A 21,251-nucleotide genomic window follows, 5' to 3' on the forward strand; every position below is an offset into this window, starting at 1 on the left:
CGCGATAATTGGAATTTGTTTAAGAAAATTAAACCTTCTTACTTAGTGAAAATCGGTAGGAGTGGTATAACAACAAAGTCATGAACAATATTAAAAGCGTATGCAGTGCCAATCAGTTTTTACTCATATCACAGATGAACATTCAGCCGTTAAAACGCTGCGTTCTGAGTTGACTCAAAAGAACCCAGCATACGTCATCTGTTATTACACAGAAGAGTATGACTCTGAGCTAATACGTACAGCTCTACTCAAGAATTTTCCTGATACGCCTTTTCATGGAGCCAGTTCTTGCCAAGCCGTAATGACAGACCAAGGTTTTCATTCCGGGCCAGTTATCGCGGCATTGGCTATTTACGATCACGGCCCACATGCATACGGTACTGGCATTTCTCACTGCACTCAAAACGAAGGCGTCATGCACGCGTTGGATATGGCACTTGAAGATGCCGATCGAGTAGGGGAAATACCTGACTTAATCCTTCTCCACGCGACGCCTGGCAGAGAAGAATCAATAATCGAATCTATCGATCAAAGGTTTGGCACACTAGTACCGATTATTGGTGGTTCGGCAGCCGATAATAATATTAAAGGAAACTGGTCCATTATTACCGCGCAAGGCCAACAACAATCAGGCGTGAGCCTCACTCTATTCTATTCCTCACAACATGTAGATATCGCTTTTAGTGCTGGACACACCTCGACCAACATCAAAGGTATTGCCACTAAAACCGAAGGACGTTGTTTGTTAGAAATTGACGGTGAGCCTGCACTAGAGCGCTATAGACAATGGACCAATCACCAGCAAAATCAAACAGGTAAAGACAACCTGCTATTCACTAACTCCAGCGCATACCCAATCGGAAGAGTCGCAGGTCATTTGTACGATCGGCCTTACTACAAACTATCTCACCCAATAAGAGAAACCGCCGATGGAGGCATCGAACTCTTTACCGATATTGACGAAGGAGAAGAGATCACTTTAATGAAAGGGAGTCGGGAACACTTGCTTGCCAGAGCGGCAAAAGTTGTGAATATCGCCTTCAACCAAAAACTAGAAGAGTCTCGTAAAATTGGCGTCATCAACATCTTTTGCGCAGGGCCCATGTTGCACTTGAAGCAAGACATGAACAGCGTTTGTGAACAAATCAACCAAGAACTGGAACACCTGCCATTTATATGCCCATTTACCTTTGGCGAACAAGGAAGATTTATTGGTGGCGAAAATGGACATGGGAACCTAATGATCTCATCAGCGATATTCCATAAGCCTTATGAAAGATAAATATTTAGAGACCTACCAGCAAGAAGCTTTGCAGGAAGCATTGGTTGAGTTACAACAAGCCAAGCATAGAGAAAAATTGCTCGCTGACGAGAACAAAGCCATTCTTTCGGCAATATCAGCCATGAGCGAAGCCAAAAACCGCAATGAAATCTTCTCTGGCTTAAATACGGTCTTAAAAAAATACATTAACTTTGAAGACTTTATCGTTATTACTCGTGACGATAACAGGCAATCTTTCAAAACGTTAATATCAACGAACAGCGTATTCGATACGGTTAATTGGTTACACGGTAACACCATGGAGCGAGCGCTAAATGGTGAATGTGTATTACTGTTCGAACCATTAAGGTTGGGCGAGTTCTCTAACTTAAATATATTCGTCAAGAACCACGTGAACTCTGTCATTCTGACTGGCATTCGCTCTGAAGTAACTCAAAATATAATCCTATTAATTGGAGCACAAAAAGGGCACTTCAGTATTGAAAACAAAGAAACACTTCGACGCTTTCGCCCTCTAATAGAGCGAGCGGTAATAGACATCGAGACCAAAGAGAAGTTACAACGTATCGTTGATGTACGTACAACAGAGCTAGCTAAAGCACGCGAAGAAGCTGAACTCGCAAACCAATCTAAGTCCGAGTTTCTGGCCATGATGAGCCATGAAATCCGAACGCCGCTTAATTCCGTTCTGGGTATGCTCGATATACTAAGGCAATCAACATTATCCAACGAGCAGTTCGAAGCGCTGTGTCAAATGGAGAGCTCTGCGGAACTGCTTCTCGCCATCATAAGTGACATCCTGGATCTCTCTAAAATCGAGTCGGGTAGCTTTCAGTTACATGAGCAGTGGACCAATTTAAGTGACGCTGTGACGTTTGTTATTTCCCAGCAAAAACAAATAGCTATTAGTAAAAACCTCAACTTCAATCTTGATTGCCGCATACCGCCAGACAAACAGTATTGGATTGATTCGACCAGGTTATCTCAGGTCTTATTTAATCTTATCGGTAACGCGATTAAATTCACCGACAGCGGTACAGTGAGCGTTTCGGTTTTGGAACAGAAAGACGAGCTAATAATTTCCGTCTCTGACACGGGCATTGGTATATCAAAAGCCAAACAAGCTCGTTTATTCACGGCTTTTCATCAAGGCGACAGATCGATAACCAGACGTTTCGGAGGAACAGGATTAGGCCTGGCCATCACCAAACATTTAGTGGAGATGATGCGCGGAACCATCATAGTTGATAGTAAAGAACACGTGGGCTCGTCATTCACTATAAAGATTCCGGTATTGACTAGGCTTCATCAGAATCGTCCTGTAAAAATTGAAGCAAACAGCCCAGTCAAAGCATTAAATTTACTTGTGGTTGAAGATACGCATTCAAACCAGCTCGTGATTAAATTAATTCTCAACAAGTTAGGACATAACGTTCACATCTCAAGCCATGGTGAAGAAGCACTGGCATTTCTGGAAGATAACAGCGACTCAATCGACATTATACTTATGGATGTATCGATGCCAGTCATGGACGGCATTACCGCAACGCGCTTGATCCGAGAGAAAGGCATCACGATTCCAATCATCGCATTAACAGCACACGCTTTAGAAAGTGACCGTGACAAATGCTTAGAAGCCGGTATGGACAGCTTCATTTCCAAACCAGTCCGTAGACAAGACATCTATGAAGCCATTCAAGTGTTTGTAGAAAATGATTAGCCTTAATATAGATCTTAACAATCGATAGATTATTAAGATCTATATTAAGTATTTTATGGTAAATAGCCATTATGTTTAATGAAAGCCTCAAAACCCTGGATGAAATTGAAATAAGAGAGGGATAGGAGGTTAAATCAGTCTAGATTTGGCGTAGCGTTATGCTTTATTTAACATAATATACATAATGCGTAGTGAGCCAGTTCTAGTTTAGCCATAAGGAAAGCCACGCAACTCATTGAAATACTTGATAAACCTAGCCCGTTAAACTTTTTTCCGATGCTGTGCCATAGCGTCTGCGCCTCGTACGTTTTGGCTTTATCCATCGCCAAACCGACTAACGCCTTTTCTTTATCTTCGCCAATTGCCTCAGCAAGCATAAGTATCTGATGTTCCTTAAGAAAGTTTCTTCCTTTTCTTATATCTGTCAGCATTTGAGGGCTTATCCCTAAATCATGTGCAATCTGCTTGTATTGCACATATTTCATTTGTGCTTTGTAGGCTTCTAGCAGTTGGTTTGTATACATTTTTAAAACTCCATCTTTCGATACTTGGATCAATCATAGCGCATTAGCACGTAAATTGACGTATTTACAATATGTGAATTTACATATTTACTATATGTGAATTTACGTACTCAACACCCCTAAGAGACTTAACAATGGCTTTTGAACTTAATAGACCTCAAAAACGTCCGGTTTACTTCGAGCATCATTCAGACGGCTTTTGGTGCTCTATTGATGGTCAGCCTGAGTACTTCAAGTCTAAACAGGAAATGTATCTGTTTGCGTGTGGTGAGTGTCGTGAACTGATTCAAATCACGGATGAAAATGAACGCGAGCTTCGTGAGTCTGGCGCGTTTGATGCGGATTACTGCGATGAATAGAACTCTTATCGACTTTGTGAGCTTCTCTGGCTCTCCTGAGTTATTAGAACGCTGTAAAAATATGGCTAAGGAACGTTTTGCGATCACTCAAATCAATGAGTTTGAATCACAAAACGCCGTGGCTATCGCACATCGTGAGAAAACGAAAATCGCCTACTTTATGGAAAATTTGGCGGAGGTACTTGGCTGTGATGAGCGTAGTGAATTCGCCAATAGTGATCTCTATTTTGCGGCGGCGGACAAAGAACTAAAGAACGCCAATTTAGAAATCGCCACGGATAAGACGTTTAAAGAGTGTTACGACAGTCTGATTTCCAACATTGGTATCGATATGTTGGACGTGCTTTGTCACGGTGAGGTGGAATCGTTTCTTGAGGTACTTCAGAACGAAATCAGCTATGAGGGTAATCATTGGGAAATCCAACGTAAAGGCGGCGGATTTTCTGGTTATCGTCATTCGGCTAAGTTGCTTTGTAACGGTACGCAAGCGGGTTTAGTGGCATGGGGCGCGACTAACTTTGGCTTTTATGTATCGTTCTCTGGTAAGGGCTGCGAGGCGGTTGATATGGCAAAACTTCAACATGCGCTTAAGCAGATTCCTAATACCAAGTTGACCCGTGTTGATATTGCGTTGGATGACATGCAAGGCAATGTGACGATTGATGAAATTAAGGAACGTTATTGCAACGGTGAGTTCATTACTCGCGGTACGCCTCCCTCATGGGGTGAGTTTTGGGGCGGTCGCGGTATGAGTAAAGAAGACCGTAGAAAATGCGGTTTGGTTCCTGATGCGGGTCATACGTTTTACGTGGGTGCACGTGAGAACGGCAAGATATTCCGCGCCTACCATAAGGGTGCACAACTTAAGTGTAAGGACTTCCCAAACTGGAACCGTTTCGAGGTGCAAATTGGTAATCGCTTCCGTGTGATTCCTTTGGATGTACTGACTAACAGTGACCAGTATTTTTCGGGTGCGTACCCTGCTCTATCGTCTTTGATTCCTAGTGTTGCCCCTGTTGCGATTCCAACGGTTAAGGTGCAATTCAAAACAACATTAGAGAACGCTATCAAGCATGCGAAAACGCAATACGGCAAGTTGATTAACTTAATGTCACAGCTTTACGCCGATGAAAAGAATTCGCATGAAAAAATCATTAAGCGTCTTACTGACGGCTTAGATATTACGGATATCCCCGACCGGATTAACTTTCCAGTCGGTCGGGCTTTAAACGCAATCAATCTGGAGTAAATGAAATGAGTAACACAATTACTGTTGTTGTCGCTGGCTGTGAGCATTCGGTGGGTTTGTCCAAAAAGGACGATACACCATATAACTTTGCTCAACTTAATATTCTCACACCTAACCAAGGTTGGAAGTCAGCAAAGGGTCAGTGTAAGGCGTATGGCCTGACACAAAAACAAATGTCGATGTCGGCTAACCCTGCTCTGCTTGCTGAGTTTGACAAGATTCAAAACCAGTTCCCTGTTAAGTGTGTTCTGACTCTTGAGCCAGACCCTGAGAACCCTCAGCGTAACTTAGTTACTGATTTCAAAATTGCGGAATTAGAAGACGAATTATGACTCTTTCAGTCTGCGCCGAAATCCTCACTGATGGAACGATTAAGGCTTTCCCCTACGAGCCCTTAGCCAATTGCACGTTCGTTATGGTGAGCAATGACGACTATCAGTTGATGAGTACCAGCGCAAGCTTGGAGTTTGATATTGATGCAGCATTTTACGCGGAAATAACGGGTTATTTGCTGCTCTCTTTCGTGTCCGGCCATGTGCTAGGACGAATCGTTAAAGGGCTTGGTAAAGCCTAACTTTGTAAAAACCTTTTGGAGATATTCCTATGAAAAAACTATCTGTACTTCTAGCAACTGCGGTTGCATCTGGCTCTACGTTCGCAGCTGACCACTCTGCGGCTATCGGTACGGCGGTAACTGAAGGTCAAGCAAACTACACATTAGTAGTGGTTGGTTTGATTGGTCTAGCGGCTATCGGTTTCGGCCTTCGCATGATGATTGGCGCGATGCGTTCGTAATCACTATGCAGGATTTATATACCACCACTATCACCTTGCTTTTCGCTCTCTCGATGTTTGGTGGATTTGTCGGGGGTTTTAAGTCTGGTATCAACGCCTCCTAGTGGGGCGTTTTTTAATTCTAGGAGTTTCAATGAGTATTAAACAAAGCATTGCGACACTGTTGGTATTACTGAGTTTTTCGTTTAGTGCTTATTCTCAAGACATATTTGAGTGGAAATTTCATTCATCTAATTCATATTGTGGTTACGACGTCGTATATGCAGATGCTTCTTTTGCTTCGTCATTTTCTTGTTCTCATCCTACTATTGGTGAATATTATGATTGTAGAATTGAGGGGTATTCATCACAAAGGAATTTTGTTTGTAGTCTAGACGATCGAGGTAAAACACATGCCGTTTCTCTGGCATATCTTTATGTATTGGATATTTGCCCCGATGGTACGGAATTAGTTGATGGTGAGTGTGTTGAGCCTCCACCTCCTCCGTTTTGTTCTGAGCCTTCGACAATACAGCAAATGAGGGATTTTGAATCCAGTTGCTTTGATGACGGCGGTTCTCCCACCATTATTTGTAATGATCAAGTTGACCCGCCAGATTTCCGTATGTCTTGCGATATAGAGCCGCCTCCACCAACTGGCTGTGAGCCTGGTTCCCCTTCGTTTCCTGCTTGTTTGGATGATGAAAACAAATGCGACGAAAATCATCCTGATTGGGATCCAAGATACGGTATGTGTTGTTCACCAGAAAATAACTACTGTGACGTGCCGCCTCCTGAGTCTTGTACTATTTTTTCCGCTAACTATCCGGCCTGTATGGGTGACAATGATATAACACCGCCTGACAGTGGTGATTTGGGCGACCCTTCTTTTCCAGATGGTGGCGGTTCTGGTGGTAACGGCTCTGGTTCTACGGATTCAAACAAACCTCAACCGGATGTCGATAATACCAGTGATGAGTTATCCGCTATTAAGTCAATGAATGATGATTTGAACTCTCAGCTCAATGCTATCAATAACGACATGAATAAAAACCAAGCGGAAACGAAATCCGCTCTCGATGCACTTAAGGCTTCTACAGATTTAAACACCCAATCGGTAATTGATGGGGCGAATCACGTAGCGGGGGCTCTTGATGGCCAATCAGAAATGCTTTCTGGAATTGGTAACAAAACCAATCAATATTTGAAGTCAATTAATACTCTGTTAAACAATGGCTTTGGTGAACTTGCTAATGGGCTTAATGGTGTTGGTTCGGGTCTGGATGGTTTATCCGCTACTAATCAACAAGGTTTCGGTGATGTTATTTCTGCTATTGAGGGTTTAGGCGAACCAATGGTTAACGGTGGCAACGGCTCACCAGTGATGGAATTATATTCCGGTTCAGCTTATACAGCGCTTCAAGGTGAGGTCGATATATTAAAAGCTGAATATGAAGATATGCTGAATCAATACAGAAGCTATTTTTCATTCAGTCAAGCTGTAGATGGTGGTTCCTTTAATTCACATGATATTGATTTAAATTGGCATGGTACGGCAATAAATAAATCTAATCAGGTCATGGCGTCGATGCGCGATAATGCGGGAATCATTTCAGCGGTGGTTTTATTTATATTTGGCATGATGGGAATTAGAGCGATTTCGGGGGCTTTCTAATGATTGAGTTTTTTCAATATTTCGCGGATTGGGGCGACACGGTATTAAATTATTTTACAAATATAAACGGATATTTCGATGCGTTTTTTATTTGGCTCCAAACGTGGTGGATAAAAATGAAATTCACGGTAACGATTGAGTTTCTGAGAATCTCTTATCTTGTCGCCACAACCTTATTAGAAGAAATCGGATTCAGTTCTTTATTTAGTGATTTATTTAATGTGCTCCCTGCTGAGCTTCGCTATTGGGGAATATTGTTTAAGGTTCCCGAAGGTATGGCGCTCTATGCCAACTGTGCGGCAACTGCAATGGTAATGAGAATGTCAAGGTAATCATTATGGCTATCACTATTCGAACGGGCGGTAATGGCTCGTATAAGTCAGCGTATGCGGCTTGGTTTGTTATCCTCCCTGCTCTTAAAGCTGGTCGGGTTGTTGTGACCAACTTTGAGGGAATGGAACCTTTAGAAGTTATTGAGGAACGTTTAAACATCAAGTTCCCATCCTCTACAAAGCTTATCCGTATTTTCTCGCGTTCGGAGGTTGGGATAGACTTGTGGCAACACTTCTTTTGTTGGTGTCCTCTCAATGCATTAATTGTTATTGATGAGTGTCAGGATATATTTTCAAAGAATGTGGGCTTTGATGGTAAGAAAATAAAATACCGTCCTTTGGATGAGTTTTTGCCAAACCTGCCGCCTTGGTATAAAGAATTTTTCGATTCGCGTCATATCCCTATTGATGTTAATTCCCTTAAGCCGTCTGAAATCGACGATTTAGGTCAGGCCGAATATGATAAGGATGGTCGGATAATATATCCCCTAACTTACAACGAGGGCTTTATGCGCCATCGTAAATACAACTGGGATATTGAATTGCTTTCCCCTGACTGGTTGCAAATAGATAGCTCTATTAAAGCCTGTGCGGAGCAAGCATTCTTTCATAAAAACAGGGATGGTTTTTTCTTCGCTAAACGTAAACCGTGGATATACAAACATCCTACCAACGTTACTAAACCAGTTATTCCCCAAAAAAAAGACGCTAACTTATTTACTAAGAAAGTCCCCTTAGAAGCGCATTTGCTTTATAAATCTACGGGGACGGGTGTTGCTACAAAATCGGGTGGCTTAAATACATTATTTCGTTCACCGAAATTCTTTTTAGCCTTATTTCTAATGATTGCTTGTCCGGTATATTTTATTTATGGCGCTATGGATTTATATCTTGAAGATGAAAGTGAGGTTTCACCAGATGAACCTCAGACGCAGATTGACGGCCAAATTGTGGAACCTTCTCCGGTTGGGCGGACTTCGCAAGGTTCTCAAGGTAATACTGTTTTATCTGGCGGTGGGAATCCTAATCCGAATAGCCAGCAAGGGGTTAATAACAGCTCTCCTTATGTTCCAGTAAACCAAGTGCTCTACTTTGAGGGTTTGCAATCGGCCTACCTGTCCGGCTTTCATAAGCGTACTAACGTAAGGGTGAAAAATGGAACACAGATGCGATCATCTAACTTCGATATCGTTATCAATGCCTATACCGATGATGGGCTTTATTCCCTTAACAAGCGTTATCTCGATACCGTCGACGTTACCTTTGAATTGATTGATGAATGTTTGATGGTGCTTAAGCAAGGTCAGTTAAAGAGTTTGATTACTTGTGAGCCGTCGAATCCGGTTCAGAGTCGGGAACGCGAACCAATAGAAAGTGATGTGGCAAGTATTGGCTCTTTGCGCAGTCAGGCCATGAGCGACAACTCTTTTATTATGTGAGGTATTTTTGATGGATGAATATGTAACACATCAACAGTTGATAGAAGTAATTGAGGCAATGTCCTCGATGTCACTTTTCGATATGTTTCTTGGTGGTCTTTTCGGTGGTTTTATAGGTGCGATACTTACCAACTGGTATTTGCTTAAAAACTTCGACCCGAAGGGATAAGGAGTTGCGGAGCGACGACGAGGCACCAAGCCGCCCACTTTACTCAAATATCCTCTAAACCTAATCGGCGCGGTTAGCTTACTAAATCCAATTTATAAGCTGCCGCCCCCCTTCCTGCTAGACCTTTACTTAAGTTACAGGGCACTGCCAGTGTCAGGTTCAATCATATCTATTCCATAGTGCTCTAAATCAATCGAGTGTCGAGATTGATTTCTCTCGATAGCGGCTAGGACAAATGACGACGACGAAGACTGAGGAGGAGGAATGCGGACGTGCTGCGACCGCCCCGTATAGTAATACGGGGTGAAAGTCTCCCCCCCCGTATCTTAAACTTTTAACCTACTATTTCTTATATTTTATCTTGTGCAGTGCCCTGACGTATTTCATTAACTTCGACACGATCATTGCGTCCGGTTCTGCTCCAAGTTCTAACAGCGCAATCCCTGTGAGAATTTGTTGCGCTGTCACTAGCTGCCCGTTTGGAAGCTCTAGGGCATTTTTGTGCATTTTGAAGTTTTCCCAATCTTCGGAGGTGGCTAGTTCCCTCCCTTTGGTCATCCTCATTAGGCGTTTGCATTCGGGTGGTATGGGTTTTCCGCTATCCCAATTTTTGACCACCCTCACAGTTTTAAAACATAGTTTTGCGGTTTCTTCTACGCTTAAACCACATTCAAATTCACGAAAAACGTAATTCTTGCTCATTTTTCGAAAGTTCGTCATACAAACCCTTATAATCAAAGGGTTGTATATGTAATCGATATGAGATTCTATGTAATTGTTTTTCTTCAGTATTCAACATAAACCGACATAATGCGTAGTAAGGAGTTAAAAGATTAACAGTGCTGATGTCAGCTTAATTACACCGTATTTGGCTTTTGCTTCTTTAAAGGTTTTATCCGCTTTCTTGCCTGGACCATGAATTCAACTTCACCACGACGTCCAATTTTTTAAAAACCAGTCATCAGCTTTAAACGCCGATTAAGTTCTTACACTGATTCTTTTGTTACGTTCGACACCATGCACGTAGGCTCTGCATCTTGCTTATTCATCTTGTTCATTCAAGTAACCGAACAGCTGGATTGATTTTATATTGCTTGCCTACAACATTCTGAGCTAACAAGATCCTTGAACCAAAGTTCGCTCGGTTTATCAGTTCAAGTTGGCGTTCTTAAAGTTCTGATACTAATTCGCCTGAATATTCCAATTAAGCCATCTTTGAGATTGAACTTCTTACGCTCTGATTTTATAGCGTTCTCATTGTGTAGATACGCTCTCAACATTTCTGACTTGCCGAATTGCTGGCGATCAGTGAAATGTTGTCTGCTGCTTCTTATGAACTGAAAGCGCTTTGACTTTAATCCGGAGTTATTGACGGCGTCACTTGCACCAAGTTCCTGCTGCGTATGGCTCTTGGTGTTTCTCAAATGTCGCCTTCATTTCTATTGTGAGCTTACCAGCAGGATGTGCGTGCGCGATTTGTTTGTAGAAAGTTCCCGTTCCTAACTAGTGTGACATGTGGCACTCGTTGCAACACCAATAACAACCATTTGACTGGTCGTATTTTTTCTTCGCTTCAATGACTGCTTCAGCACAATTATCAAATAAGCCTAAATAAGTCTTGGATTGGATTCTATCAAAATGAGGACAACCCGAGTTATGGACCTCATAGTCACCACTATTATGGACCTCGTGGTCGCTATTATCTTGAGCTATATCGCTTACGTAATATGCTAGTTTCATTGTCTAGCCCATCTTGTTAAATGTGATATTCAAGATAAATATAGCTGAAAAAACCAGACTGAGAATACTCGCCATATGCAGATCCCACCTCTTCCTAGAGCTTGCGAGAATCTCGATAACATTAAGTTACGCGGTCACTAATGCTTATAATTGTCAGGATATTAATTGATGTTCTTTGGAGTTAAATGTCTGACTTCCCTGCTCTTTTTTTTGCTTCAGAGCTAAGTCGTTTTGGTTTGTTCTTCCCATTGGCCGTCGCCCGAAGGAACTGGAAAGATTTGTGTACTGGCGTGACGAACATCGTCAGTTCGTGGAAATGTACGGACACATAGGACAACCCAAGGTCTATCCCGCAAAAGAAAACGTCTTACCGTTTCGTGGCGCCGTTGAATGAAAGCCGTCGTGTGGGTTCCAAGTACAGATATGCGTTAAGCGACTCTTTGAACCTTTATGATTTTTGTTACAAACGTAGCGGCTTTCCCTTTTAAGTTCTCGGCGTGATAAGACTCCGGAAAAACTAAGTCTAAATTAATGGAGTCTCCTGTTTTTGCGCCAATCAAGCCGCTTTCAAAGCCATCTATCATTCTATTAGAACCAATTTCGATTGGAAAATTCTCTGCCTTTCCTCCCTCGAATGGTTTGTTATCGATAAAGCCTTCGAAGTTTATTATTACTTTGTCCCCAAAGCGAATTGGGTCGTATACTTCTACTCGCTTCTCGGGTGCAAGTTTTGTGGGATGCTTTTGCTGTTCGGTATCAGGAGTCGCGTTCAGTCTTCTGAACGCCAAGGCTTTTCCAAACATTCTAAACGAAACATCTGTAGACTTCGTTTTGCGAATGAATTTGCACTTTTCAGAGATTGGAGTCAACCAAATAGGCTCATAGGTTTCATATTCAGGTTCGGGCATCTCAACACTACATAGATTTCGAGATGAATCCAAAATTAAGTAACCAAGGAATTCACCAGTAAGATCGAAAGTAACTATGGATTCTTTTTGTTTTTCAATAATACCAACAACATCATATTGTCGGTTCAATATTAAGTTGCCAATCAACCAGCCCAAATGAGCGCCAGTAACGTCGATAAAGTTAGAGCCACTTCTAGCGATGTTGTAAGCAAATTCTATTTTTTTTACCGTGCCTAATGTCAGCTTTCGGGAGGACGGAATTCCACCAAATACAAATCCTCCACCGCAATTGCTAATAGTAGATTGGCTCAATGAAACTTCCGAACCACCTTGCTTAAATAACATTGTTTTGTCGTTAAGTATTTGAAATGAAACACCCTTATCGGACATTTCCAACCGCTCTATTGATAACGGCTTGTCAGCTTCAATGTTTAAAATTAAAGAAAGCTCTCTTGGCTTTGGTCTGAATTCAATAGTGGTCCCCTCAGATTTAATATCAACCTCTCCAACTGCGGCTGTAAACTGGTTTCGGTTTATAAAAGCGACTTTTTTCCCATCTTTATCGGAGAATATGGCATTTACTAATACCGGTTCATCTTGTTCAGCTGGGTACTCAAACCATAAGATTGGTTTACCACATATTTCAACAGCTACTTGAGTAAATTCTATTGTATTACTTCCCAAGCGGATAACGTCATCCTCGCAAAGCTCCAAACGCTCTCTCACATAACCATGTGTTAAGGCAAAAGGTTTCGCTTTTGCTTTCCAAACTGTTTTTTTGGATTTTCTTTTTCCAGTTACATGATGGTGACAACCGCCACACAACAAAGTCATATGTTCAGGGTTGTGCTCATGTGCATTATTAAATTCTGGTTCAATATGCTCGTAATCACAAAACATAGAGCCACATATTACACACCCGTAACCTGCGTCTTTTCTTATTTTCTGTCTAATGTCCTGTGGAATATAGCGCTTTAAGCCATGTTTGTTTTCTTTTTGTTTGCTCATATATTTATTAGGTAGCTTGGTTGACTCGTTCCATAATAATTTACATTCATATGAGTGCATAGGTGATAAAGCAAAAAAAGCCGAACCCCATCGCTAATAAGGTTCGGCCTTTTTGCTTCATTTCTGAACAAGAGAAACATCATATGTGTGTGAAGCCAGTCGAGGTTAATCAACTTTACCAAAGTAGCGGCTCCCTGCTCGCTTATTCATTAGCGAAGCTTCAAGTACCCTACTTTTCTTAGATTTGTAGCTATATAGCAAGGCACCTTGAGCGCCACCAGCTACCATAAAGTTGAGTGTAACGCTTCAAAATGCCGTGCGTAGTGAATCTATAAAGCAGTCTTGTTAGCCCATCACACATTGGCTGATGTGTTTATTAAAAGTGACCAGATCAAAAGATCCTTTAATCTCAAACAGCACCTTACCAACCTCGCTCAGGTAAAGCTCGATCTCACAATCCAGATCCAATGTGCCGGACGTTTCAACAGAGAACGCGTTTACCTTGCTATACGGCAACGATGTATAGTCCACTTTTGAGCCAGTAATCCCCTGAACGTTCGCAGCAATAACTCGTTTGTTGGTGAAAACCACTTGATCGCGGATACTTTTGAAAGCGGCAATGATTTCTTCGCCATCAATCAGAAACTTGTAGAAATCTTCTCTCACCTTCGATTCTTCAATCGGTTTTAGCTTAAACACCGATGAGTTTTCAAAATCGATCATGACTATCTCCTATTCAGGTATGCGTTTTTGAGCCAGTTGCCCTCGTGTATCCATCTCACCAACGTCTTTCCAGCCATGTTTACGATAGAACGCAACACCTTGGCTATTGGCTGGTAAATACCTTAACTGGACATACTGGCATTTGGCAGATTTTAATTGTGAAAATATGAAGTCTTGCAACTCGCTACCCAAACCTTGTCCACGAAACTCCGGTTTTAAGTAAAAAAGGTTTATGTAGCCATATTTTACGCCTTCATCATCCATCAAGTCTTTCCTAAACTCGATTTGACCAATGGTTTCATCGTTTTTGATTACATGATAAAAACCAGCGTCCGGCAAAGACGCTAATCTCCCAAACCACGCTGTCGTATCTTCAGTATTAAAGCCATCAAGGCTGCCATAACTGACTGCATAAGCATCTTTACGAAAGGCTAAACATAAATCTAATTGCTGTTCGATGTTTACGGGAACAAATTCCATTTCTCGCTCCGTGATTGGTCAGGCTCTGACGTTAAGGTAGATAGTGAAAAGATGAGTGCGTGACAGCCGAAAGACACTAAAATTGCTTTTCCATACGTAGCAGCTTCCACGACTTGCCGTTAAAGTATCTGGTACCGGATTCAACCGTTAACGTCTTAAAACCAAGAGATTCATAACACTTCCTAGCCGCCGTATTATGTTCAAAGACCGCTAAACTCAGTATTTCGGCAGACAGATCATTTCTTGCCTTATCAATCACTAGCGTCATCATCTTCTTTGCGAGCCCTTGGCCACGAAACTCTTCGCTTATAAAAACTCGACAGATCCGATAATGATCTTCTGTTACTTTGTACAGTTCGATAAACCCTACATTGTTGCTATTCATGGTGACAAGATAAGGGTGCACTTCAGCTTGAGCACAGTGTCGTTTGATTTGTGTTTGAGTCAATGGAAAAGTGTATGCTGGTCCGCCCCATAAGTAATTCAACTCATCGGTCTTAATCCATTCCACCAGCTGTTTAAAATGGGATTGCTTAAACTCGGTTAACTTCATACTTCCCCAGAAGATCCAAAGCGTTATCGTCAATCAACAGGTGGAATAATACAGCTTGCTAGCATTCGTCACAAACTTCTCGTTTATAAACCGTTTGAGACTCATCAAGACAGTCACGCATTTCATTTGGTGCTTTTTGATAATCAGACTCAAAACTAAAAGCCGAACCCCATCGCTAAGGTTCGGCTTTAGTGTTGGCTTCATATTTGAGTAGTCAATACGACTCAAATGTGTAAGCCAGTCGAGGCCAATCGACTTAACTATGTTATGAGTAGCTGGCACCTTGTGTAAACCGTCATTTTTAGGGTTACGAAGTATGTCGCAAGGTTTCTTATCCGCTTTCATTATTGCTGTTAAGCTTTAGATCCAACACAAAATGATTCCGATGACAGTGTCACTAACATTTCATTCAAATCACTGGCTAGTTCGTCGTAATGTGGAGTCGGATATACTTCTCAGGAACCTTATACCTAAAGCGCTGACCGATTTTTAAATTGGATTTCACGTATCGACACACAACCTGGTCACCTGTCCCTGATACTCGTTTAATGGATGCTTTACTTCCCTTGTGTTCCATTTCTATCATGACATCGCAATAGCCCTGATACTCATCGAACTGTTTAGTGACTTTTCGCTGAAGCTTATTTTTAATCTTTTTCGCTACCGGATTGGTTTGTGAATCATCCGCAAACGTCGGAGAGCTAAAAAGTACAAAGGCTAATAACGTGACAACGTATCGCATACAGAACCCCATATAAACAATTGATAGATTTGGGGTTATGTTAGTTTTCTACGTTTTAAATACAAAAATGGGACGCTATTTTGCGCCCCATTTAACGTGAAGAAGTAATTGATATGTAGACTAAGCGCGCTTTTTGCCTTTGGCTGTTTTAAAGCCTTGATGAGGGAAAACATTTCGAATTCGTTGTTGGGTTTTCTTCGGGACCGCTTTAGAAAAGACCAATCGCATACCGGTACGCTGATTATAAACTTTCATCTCTCCAGTAAACGGATTATGTTCGCTAATGTCTTCTAAGTTGTGTTTAAAAGACGGCGGCATGTGGCCTTTTACTTTCGTGATATGGCCATCGTCAAACGACACCTTAAGCACTGGTCGGTCAACAGCAATCAGCCAAAAGATAACAACAGCAGCAATCAATATTACGTATAACATTTAATACTCCTTAACTGGATAGCAGCTTACTTAAGTCTTCTTTAATTGACGTTACCTTCTGGCTTGCTTTTTCACTTCTTGACGCTTCGGAAAGCAGGTATTCAATCGCATCAGAGAGTGTACAGCCTAGTTCGTTCGCTCGGCTGGACAGCTTTTCCCAAACCCGGTAATCCAAATCGATGGACTTCTTCTTAGTATGAACTTGTTCAGCATTGAAATGGCGTTTGCGTTTTGCACGAATTGCTTGCTTAAGCTTATTCTCAAGCTCTTCTGACATGTGGTTATCTATCCATGCCAGTACTTGTGTAGGTTCGTGCTCAAGACGTCGTAGCTCAGCGACTGCGGCATCTGCTTCACTGGAGTCAATGTGACGCGTTATCGCCTCTCCATCCTTCCACTTCTTGATCAGATAGTTCCACTTCCACCCACATTCCAAATTTTCAAGTTGCTGATATTTCATCCTTTCCGACCCATATTTCTCACCTAGTGACAGCGTAACCCAGTTATTTAAGATCAGCAAACAAATCTCTATGAAGTATCGATGCTGATCACTCATTTGTCTAAGTCTTGAGCAAGCTAACCCGTACCGAATTGTTATTGTAGAAATTGGGACTAGGGAGTTATTGGCGGTTTCGCTATAATGGCGCCAAATTAAATGATGATGAATTTTAATGAACCAACTTAACTGGCAAGACGTTACGCCTTCGTTCGATGAATACGAAGCATTATTGAAGTCCGCTTCGACATTACCAAAGAAGACATTTGTTGATCTACAACCTCGAATGTCCGCCACAATCTCTCGCTTCACAAACATTGGTGGCCTTACCCGTATCCTACTGATTAATTGCGTTGATAATTCAATATACCGTGGATTTATCAGTAAGGCGGTCGAACAAAGTGCTTCTTCGCCAGTGGTGACAACCGAATCGCTCGACGCGAAACATTTGTTTGATCGTTACAGTATCGCTGAGAATGGCGAAGTGACGTTAGAACAGGGACTCATTGCTCAAGCGGATGGCGGTTACCTCATGGTTCCTGCCAATTTGATTCTGGCAAACCCTGGTTACTGGCCAAGTATTAAAGCGGCCATTCAAAAGCAACCATTTGCTGCAATGAACATGAGCCCTACGCGCGTTGCTGTGCCTGCCGTTACATCAAACACATACGACGTAAAACTCATTGTAACGGGTGACAGAAGCCAGTTAGCAGAACTTGAATATGTCGATGAGGATTTCTCATCAGGCCTTTGTATGTATACCGAGGTTGAGGAAGACATCCACTTATCTCAGGACAATTTATCTTCCTACCTGGGTTATGTGAATTGGGTGTGTGCGGAGTACAACCTGCCAAGTTTGGATAAAGACGCTTATCGAAGACTTATGCTCGCTGGTATGCGTGAAATGGAAGACCAGCATTATCTTCCCCTTGGCGTAATGTGGCATTGTCAGCTTTTAACCCTTGCCAGCCAACACTGTGATTCAGAAGTAATCGACTTCAAGGCGATAGACAATGCGATTGACGACAAATACTACCGTGAATCTTACCTGCCACAACGCGCTGTGTACGACATACTTGATGGTCAGGTGATCATTGAAACAACCGGTGAGCAAGTTGGTCAGATTAATGGCTTAACGGTTATTGATATGGCGGGTCACCCGGTGTCTTATGGCGAGCCTGCGCGTATTTCCTGTGTGATTCACTTTGGTGACGGTGATGTCTCGGACGTTGAGCGCAAAGCTGAACTCGGCGGCAACTTACACGCCAAAGGTATGATGATCATGCAGGCGTTTTTGAGTTCTGCGCTAAACTTTGATGAACCATTACCCTACGCCGCTTCTATTGTGTTTGAACAGTCTTATAGTGAAGTTGATGGTGATAGCGCCTCGCTTGCTGAACTATGCTGTTTAGTAAGTGCACTGTCTGAATGTGCGGTGGACCAACAGATCGCCGTCACGGGTGCTGTGGACCAATTTGGTCGGGTGCAAGCCGTTGGTGGTCTGAATGAAAAAATCGAAGGCTTCTATCAGGTTTGTAAGCATCAAGGCTTTACCGGGCGCCAGGGTGTGATTCTACCTGAGACAAATCTTAAGCACTTAGCCTTACATAAAAGCGTCATAGAAAGCATTCAGAATGGAGAGTTCAACATTTGGTCAGTATCTACTGTCGATGAAGCCATTCCTATCTTGATGGGTAAACCATTCCGTGGTGAAGACGACAGCATTATTGGAAAAATTGCTGAACGTATTGAAAACTTTGAAAGACATGAACACACGGAAGGATTTGTGCAGCGTATCAAAAACTGGTTTGTTTAGTACTGATCGGAGTTGTTTAGCGTACACGTGTTCACTAAGATGCATCTGTCAAAAATTGGAGTGATTGATAATGCAAAACAAACGTGATTCTTATAATCGTGATGATCTTCTAGCTTCGAGCCAAGGTGAGCTATTCGGCCCAGGTCGCCCACAACTACCTGCGCCAAACATGCTTATGATGGATCGTATTACCAAAATGTCAGAAACGGAAGGCGACTTTGGTAAAGGCTTAATTCTAGCGGAATTGGATATTACTCCAGATCTTTGGTTCTTTGATTGCCACTTCCCTGGTGACCCGGTAATGCCAGGTTGTCTTGGCCTAGATGCTATGTGGCAGCTTGTTGGCTTCTACCTAGGCTGGATTGGCGGTGAAGGTAAAGGCCGTGCTCTGGGTGTAGGTGAAGTGAAATTCACAGGTCAGATCCTGCCAACAGCGAAAAAAGTAACCTACGAAATCCACATGAAGCGCGTCGTAAACCGTAAGCTTGTTATGGGTCTAGCGGATGGCCGTGTATTAGTAGACGGTAAAGAAATCTACGTAGCGAAAGATCTTAAAGTTGGTTTGTTCCAGGACACTTCTAGCTTCTAAGCTAAGATTTTCTGCTATTTCTTAAAGGGCTCCGGTTGGAGCCTTTTTTGTATCTCATGCTTTTTGTTGCACTTCGCGATACCCATCCCTGTCAATTTTCTTTTGCTCAGAATGCAGAAAAGGCTCTTTTAAGAGCCCTTTCAAATCCTTCTATTGTATGTGGGAGTTATTATTTATAGAGACCAGAGTTTTTTTCATCTCTGGCATCACGCCAACCACCTAACCAATACGACCGAGCATCAACTTGTTGATATGGGCAAGCCTCTTGGGACCTTCCATTCAACCCAGCTTTATAGCCTTGAGATTGAGCTCGTTCTAGGCGATCACGCTTTTGTCTCTTCATAGGTAATTCCTCATACAGATCCATTTGAAAAATTGCTTCTGTTTTTGTGAAACTTTAATGGAGTTTTTATGACTCCAACTACAAGAATCGATCAACTTTGGAATTTTCTCAAGGCATAAAAAAAGCACAGACTCAAATCTGTGAGTCTGTGCTTGTATTAAAATTTTTTAACTATTTTCTACGGAACCCAAACAAGCCAAGTATGGTCAAAGCTAACCAACCAAGTCCGGCACCTTCGCGTGTCGCACTTTCTTCTTCCACGTTTCGAGAAACGATGTCGTCCTGTGTTTGATCAGGAATAGGCATTAGTTTAACCGCAACGACTTCTTCGGTAACATCACAAGAAGCATTGTGCGCTGCAGAGTTATAGCCGCCAGAACACTTCAATGCAGTAGCTGATATCACACCTGCATCGTTGATGTCTGTTGCATCGATGATACGGAACTGGTTGTTCGCGTCAGAGTAGTCACCACCGTTAGTCAGTGAATCTAGAAGCCATGCCTTACCACCGAATAGTGATTCAGCACGTTCGCTTGCTGCACCATCTGCGCTATATGGGTAAATGAATCCGCGCTTACGACGTGGTTTACCGTCATCTTCACGCGTAGAGTCAGCGTCTATCTGACCGACAATTTCGTTGTAAGCGTTAATGCCACCCATTTTACCGCCCGCACCATTAAAGAAGATGCCAGAAGTTGGGTACACTGCGCTTAGAGAGTCAGAACGAACATCAGGTACGATAAACAAACGATTAGGATATGCACCCGCTGTCGGGATACTGCGTTTTGCCTCACCGATACCAACAAAGTTTGAGTTAACGGCTGTCAGACGTGAGTTCGAGTGAATGGTATCACCGTCTTCTCTCTGACGTGCGCCAGTTACCACTTTGTTCGACCAAGTAACGTTTTCGATCGATGTTTCAGACGCAAGCGTGCCCACAAACACGGTCGCGTTCATGTAGTTGTTGTCAGAATACGTGTTGTAACCAACGCCGTAGACTGTCGTACCATCAACGATGAAATCACGCATGCTACCTTGAGCCAGACGATTGTTGTCGCTTGACGTATTACTTGGCCACGATAGCTCTGAAACATCACCGTTCTGGTCCCAGATAGCAGCTTTAGAGGTATGGTGAGTACCGTTATTGTTGCTTGCTGTACGCGAAACACTACCCGATGTGAAAGTACCATCAGTTTTCCACGCATGGCTTTCAACAACAGCCGCTTGATCTTCTTCGGTAACGATATTTGGAGTAAACGGAGCAACCACTGTGTTACGCGTTTCCAGCGTAGATGAATCATCTGCACTGATTACGCTTTGGTTACCAACTGCTTCACCGGTTGACGTTAAGCTATTGATAACGTTGTTGTACTCATTTGTGTACGCCGCGCTATTACCTTCGACAAATGCCAAAGCATTTGAGGTAAAGTCTTTGTAGCGTTCGTTCTCCCAAGGCACAATGTTTACCGCAGACCATGTCTCACAGGTGTTGTAGCCAAGGTTGTAATAACAGTAACTTTCAAAATCATCACGATCGTCTACGTAAGAAAATCGAGAGTCCATTCCAAATGGTACTTCTTCACGGTAGCTAATACCGTCGACTGCCTGACCTGCCGATAATGGCGTTGTACGGCTCTCTACGGCCAGCTTAAATTGATCATCTGTACAGTTTGCTGTTGAATCAAAACACCCTAGAGCAAATGGAGAGCCTGTAGAGGCATCCTCAACATCACCCTGCTGAATCGCGACACCATAAGCCGATTCAAAATCGACAACGTCACCGTTTACCTCAGGTGAAACTTCGATAACTTGATACAATGCAGCGTTTGCACTCATTGATGAACCTACCATCATCGCGATGGCGGTTAGTTTGAATTTGTGACTACAATTCATTGAAT

General features: G+C 42.5%; 24 protein-coding genes and 1 pseudogene. 14 read left to right on the forward strand and 11 right to left on the reverse strand.

Features of this window, described 5'->3' with window-relative positions; translation table 11 throughout:
• Nucleotides 1-100: 100 nt before the first annotated feature.
• Nucleotides 101-1,282, forward strand: a complete 1,182-nt coding sequence (locus tag DBX26_RS07510; RefSeq protein WP_118118552.1) for an FIST signal transduction protein — start codon at nt 101-103, stop codon at nt 1,280-1,282.
• Complete coding sequence (locus tag DBX26_RS07515; protein WP_118118554.1) at nt 1,272-3,002, forward strand: ATP-binding protein; 1,731 nt, start codon at nt 1,272-1,274, stop codon at nt 3,000-3,002. Before DBX26_RS07510 ends, DBX26_RS07515 begins: the two co-directional genes overlap by 11 nt.
• Before the next feature lie 167 nt (nt 3,003-3,169).
• Here the strand turns inward: DBX26_RS07515 and DBX26_RS07520 are convergent, their stop codons facing one another.
• Nucleotides 3,170-3,526, reverse strand: coding sequence for a DUF3693 domain-containing protein (locus DBX26_RS07520; RefSeq protein ID WP_118118556.1), 357 nt, complete (start codon nt 3,524-3,526; stop codon nt 3,170-3,172).
• Between the two features lie 134 nt (nt 3,527-3,660).
• Between DBX26_RS07520 and DBX26_RS07525 the strand changes: the two genes are divergently transcribed.
• The 9 genes from DBX26_RS07525 to DBX26_RS25440 all read left to right on the forward strand — a co-directional run bounded on the left by DBX26_RS07525 (nt 3,661) and on the right by DBX26_RS25440 (nt 9,523).
• Nucleotides 3,661-3,885 carry a hypothetical protein gene (locus tag DBX26_RS07525; RefSeq protein ID WP_118118558.1) on the forward strand — a complete coding sequence of 75 codons (225 nt, stop codon included), beginning with the start codon at nt 3,661-3,663 and terminating at the stop codon, nt 3,883-3,885.
• On the forward strand, nt 3,878-5,134 hold the full coding sequence (locus DBX26_RS07530; protein ID WP_118118560.1) for a replication initiation factor domain-containing protein: 1,257 nt from the start codon (nt 3,878-3,880) through the stop codon (nt 5,132-5,134). The genes DBX26_RS07525 and DBX26_RS07530 overlap by 8 nt, the downstream gene beginning before the upstream one ends.
• 5 nt (nt 5,135-5,139) lie before the next feature.
• A complete protein-coding gene (locus DBX26_RS07535) occupies nt 5,140-5,466 on the forward strand; it encodes a hypothetical protein (RefSeq protein ID WP_029803952.1) in 327 nt (108 codons plus the stop codon).
• Nucleotides 5,463-5,708: a hypothetical protein gene (locus tag DBX26_RS07540; RefSeq protein ID WP_118118562.1), complete on the forward strand. Its 246-nt coding sequence runs from the start codon at nt 5,463-5,465 to the stop codon at nt 5,706-5,708. The genes DBX26_RS07535 and DBX26_RS07540 overlap by 4 nt, the downstream gene beginning before the upstream one ends.
• A 29-nt stretch (nt 5,709-5,737) precedes the next feature.
• Entirely contained in the window at nt 5,738-5,929 is a 192-nt protein-coding gene (locus DBX26_RS07545) for a hypothetical protein (RefSeq protein WP_031812170.1), read from the forward strand.
• A 133-nt stretch (nt 5,930-6,062) separates the two neighbouring features.
• Complete coding sequence (locus tag DBX26_RS07550) at nt 6,063-7,583, forward strand: chemotaxis protein (protein ID WP_118118564.1); 1,521 nt, start codon at nt 6,063-6,065, stop codon at nt 7,581-7,583.
• Nucleotides 7,583-7,915 (forward strand): DUF2523 domain-containing protein, encoded by a 333-nt coding sequence (locus tag DBX26_RS07555; RefSeq protein ID WP_118118566.1) that lies wholly within the window; start codon nt 7,583-7,585, stop codon nt 7,913-7,915. The genes DBX26_RS07550 and DBX26_RS07555 overlap by 1 nt, the downstream gene beginning before the upstream one ends.
• Before the next feature lie 5 nt (nt 7,916-7,920).
• Entirely contained in the window at nt 7,921-9,354 is a 1,434-nt protein-coding gene (locus DBX26_RS07560) for a zonular occludens toxin domain-containing protein (RefSeq protein ID WP_118118569.1), read from the forward strand.
• A 10-nt stretch (nt 9,355-9,364) separates the two neighbouring features.
• Nucleotides 9,365-9,523, forward strand: a complete 159-nt coding sequence (locus DBX26_RS25440) for a hypothetical protein (RefSeq protein ID WP_162889680.1) — start codon at nt 9,365-9,367, stop codon at nt 9,521-9,523.
• A gap of 342 nt (nt 9,524-9,865) precedes the next feature.
• On the opposite strand, the gene DBX26_RS07570 is transcribed toward DBX26_RS25440, so the two are convergent.
• Nucleotides 9,866-10,243 (reverse strand): phage protein, encoded by a 378-nt coding sequence (locus tag DBX26_RS07570; RefSeq protein WP_118118572.1) that lies wholly within the window; start codon nt 10,241-10,243, stop codon nt 9,866-9,868.
• Between the two features lie 1,279 nt (nt 10,244-11,522).
• On the opposite strand from DBX26_RS07570, the pseudogene DBX26_RS07585 reads away from it, so the two are divergent.
• Nucleotides 11,523-11,653: pseudogene (locus tag DBX26_RS07585) on the forward strand (DUF3653 domain-containing protein); the annotation flags it as partial.
• 38 nt (nt 11,654-11,691) lie between these two features.
• Here DBX26_RS07585 and DBX26_RS25635 read toward each other — a convergent pair.
• The 7 genes from DBX26_RS25635 to matP all read right to left on the reverse strand — a co-directional run bounded on the left by DBX26_RS25635 (nt 11,692) and on the right by matP (nt 16,569).
• On the reverse strand, nt 11,692-13,179 hold the full coding sequence (locus DBX26_RS25635; protein ID WP_254063521.1) for an FKBP-type peptidyl-prolyl cis-trans isomerase: 1,488 nt from the start codon (nt 13,177-13,179) through the stop codon (nt 11,692-11,694).
• Nucleotides 13,180-13,524: 345 nt separating this feature from the next.
• On the reverse strand, nt 13,525-13,902 hold the full coding sequence (locus DBX26_RS07595; RefSeq protein WP_014231871.1) for a PH domain-containing protein: 378 nt from the start codon (nt 13,900-13,902) through the stop codon (nt 13,525-13,527).
• A gap of 9 nt (nt 13,903-13,911) precedes the next feature.
• The gene (locus tag DBX26_RS07600; RefSeq protein ID WP_118118574.1) at nt 13,912-14,382 is read right to left on the reverse strand and encodes an N-acetyltransferase; all 471 of its coding nucleotides are present in this window, start codon (nt 14,380-14,382) and stop codon (nt 13,912-13,914) included.
• A 76-nt stretch (nt 14,383-14,458) separates the two neighbouring features.
• Nucleotides 14,459-14,935 carry a GNAT family N-acetyltransferase gene (locus DBX26_RS07605; RefSeq protein ID WP_065299677.1) on the reverse strand — a complete coding sequence of 159 codons (477 nt, stop codon included), beginning with the start codon at nt 14,933-14,935 and terminating at the stop codon, nt 14,459-14,461.
• A 421-nt stretch (nt 14,936-15,356) separates the two neighbouring features.
• A complete protein-coding gene (locus tag DBX26_RS07615; RefSeq protein WP_065296847.1) occupies nt 15,357-15,677 on the reverse strand; it encodes a hypothetical protein in 321 nt (106 codons plus the stop codon).
• Nucleotides 15,678-15,797: 120 nt separating this feature from the next.
• Entirely contained in the window at nt 15,798-16,109 is a 312-nt protein-coding gene (locus tag DBX26_RS07620) for a DUF3634 family protein (protein WP_014231877.1), read from the reverse strand.
• A 10-nt stretch (nt 16,110-16,119) separates the two neighbouring features.
• Nucleotides 16,120-16,569: a macrodomain Ter protein MatP gene (gene matP, locus DBX26_RS07625; RefSeq protein WP_014231878.1), complete on the reverse strand. Its 450-nt coding sequence runs from the start codon at nt 16,567-16,569 to the stop codon at nt 16,120-16,122.
• A 211-nt stretch (nt 16,570-16,780) separates the two neighbouring features.
• Between matP and DBX26_RS07630 the strand changes: the two genes are divergently transcribed.
• Together DBX26_RS07630 and fabA are read left to right on the forward strand one after the other, a co-directional pair.
• Entirely contained in the window at nt 16,781-18,421 is a 1,641-nt protein-coding gene (locus DBX26_RS07630) for a Lon protease family protein (RefSeq protein ID WP_118118576.1), read from the forward strand.
• Between the two features lie 70 nt (nt 18,422-18,491).
• Nucleotides 18,492-19,010, forward strand: coding sequence for a bifunctional 3-hydroxydecanoyl-ACP dehydratase/trans-2-decenoyl-ACP isomerase (fabA, locus tag DBX26_RS07635; protein WP_014231880.1), 519 nt, complete (start codon nt 18,492-18,494; stop codon nt 19,008-19,010).
• A 169-nt stretch (nt 19,011-19,179) separates the two neighbouring features.
• Here the strand turns inward: fabA and rmf are convergent, their stop codons facing one another.
• Together rmf and DBX26_RS07645 are read right to left on the reverse strand one after the other, a co-directional pair.
• Entirely contained in the window at nt 19,180-19,353 is a 174-nt protein-coding gene (gene rmf, locus DBX26_RS07640) for a ribosome modulation factor (protein ID WP_014231881.1), read from the reverse strand.
• Between the two features lie 171 nt (nt 19,354-19,524).
• Nucleotides 19,525-21,246, reverse strand: coding sequence for a DUF3466 family protein (locus tag DBX26_RS07645; protein ID WP_118118578.1), 1,722 nt, complete (start codon nt 21,244-21,246; stop codon nt 19,525-19,527).
• Nucleotides 21,247-21,251: the final 5 nt, after the last annotated feature.

Origin of the sequence: Vibrio sp. dhg (genome assembly GCF_003443775.1) — a bacterium.
In the GTDB taxonomy this organism is placed as follows: domain Bacteria; phylum Pseudomonadota; class Gammaproteobacteria; order Enterobacterales; family Vibrionaceae; genus Vibrio; species Vibrio natriegens.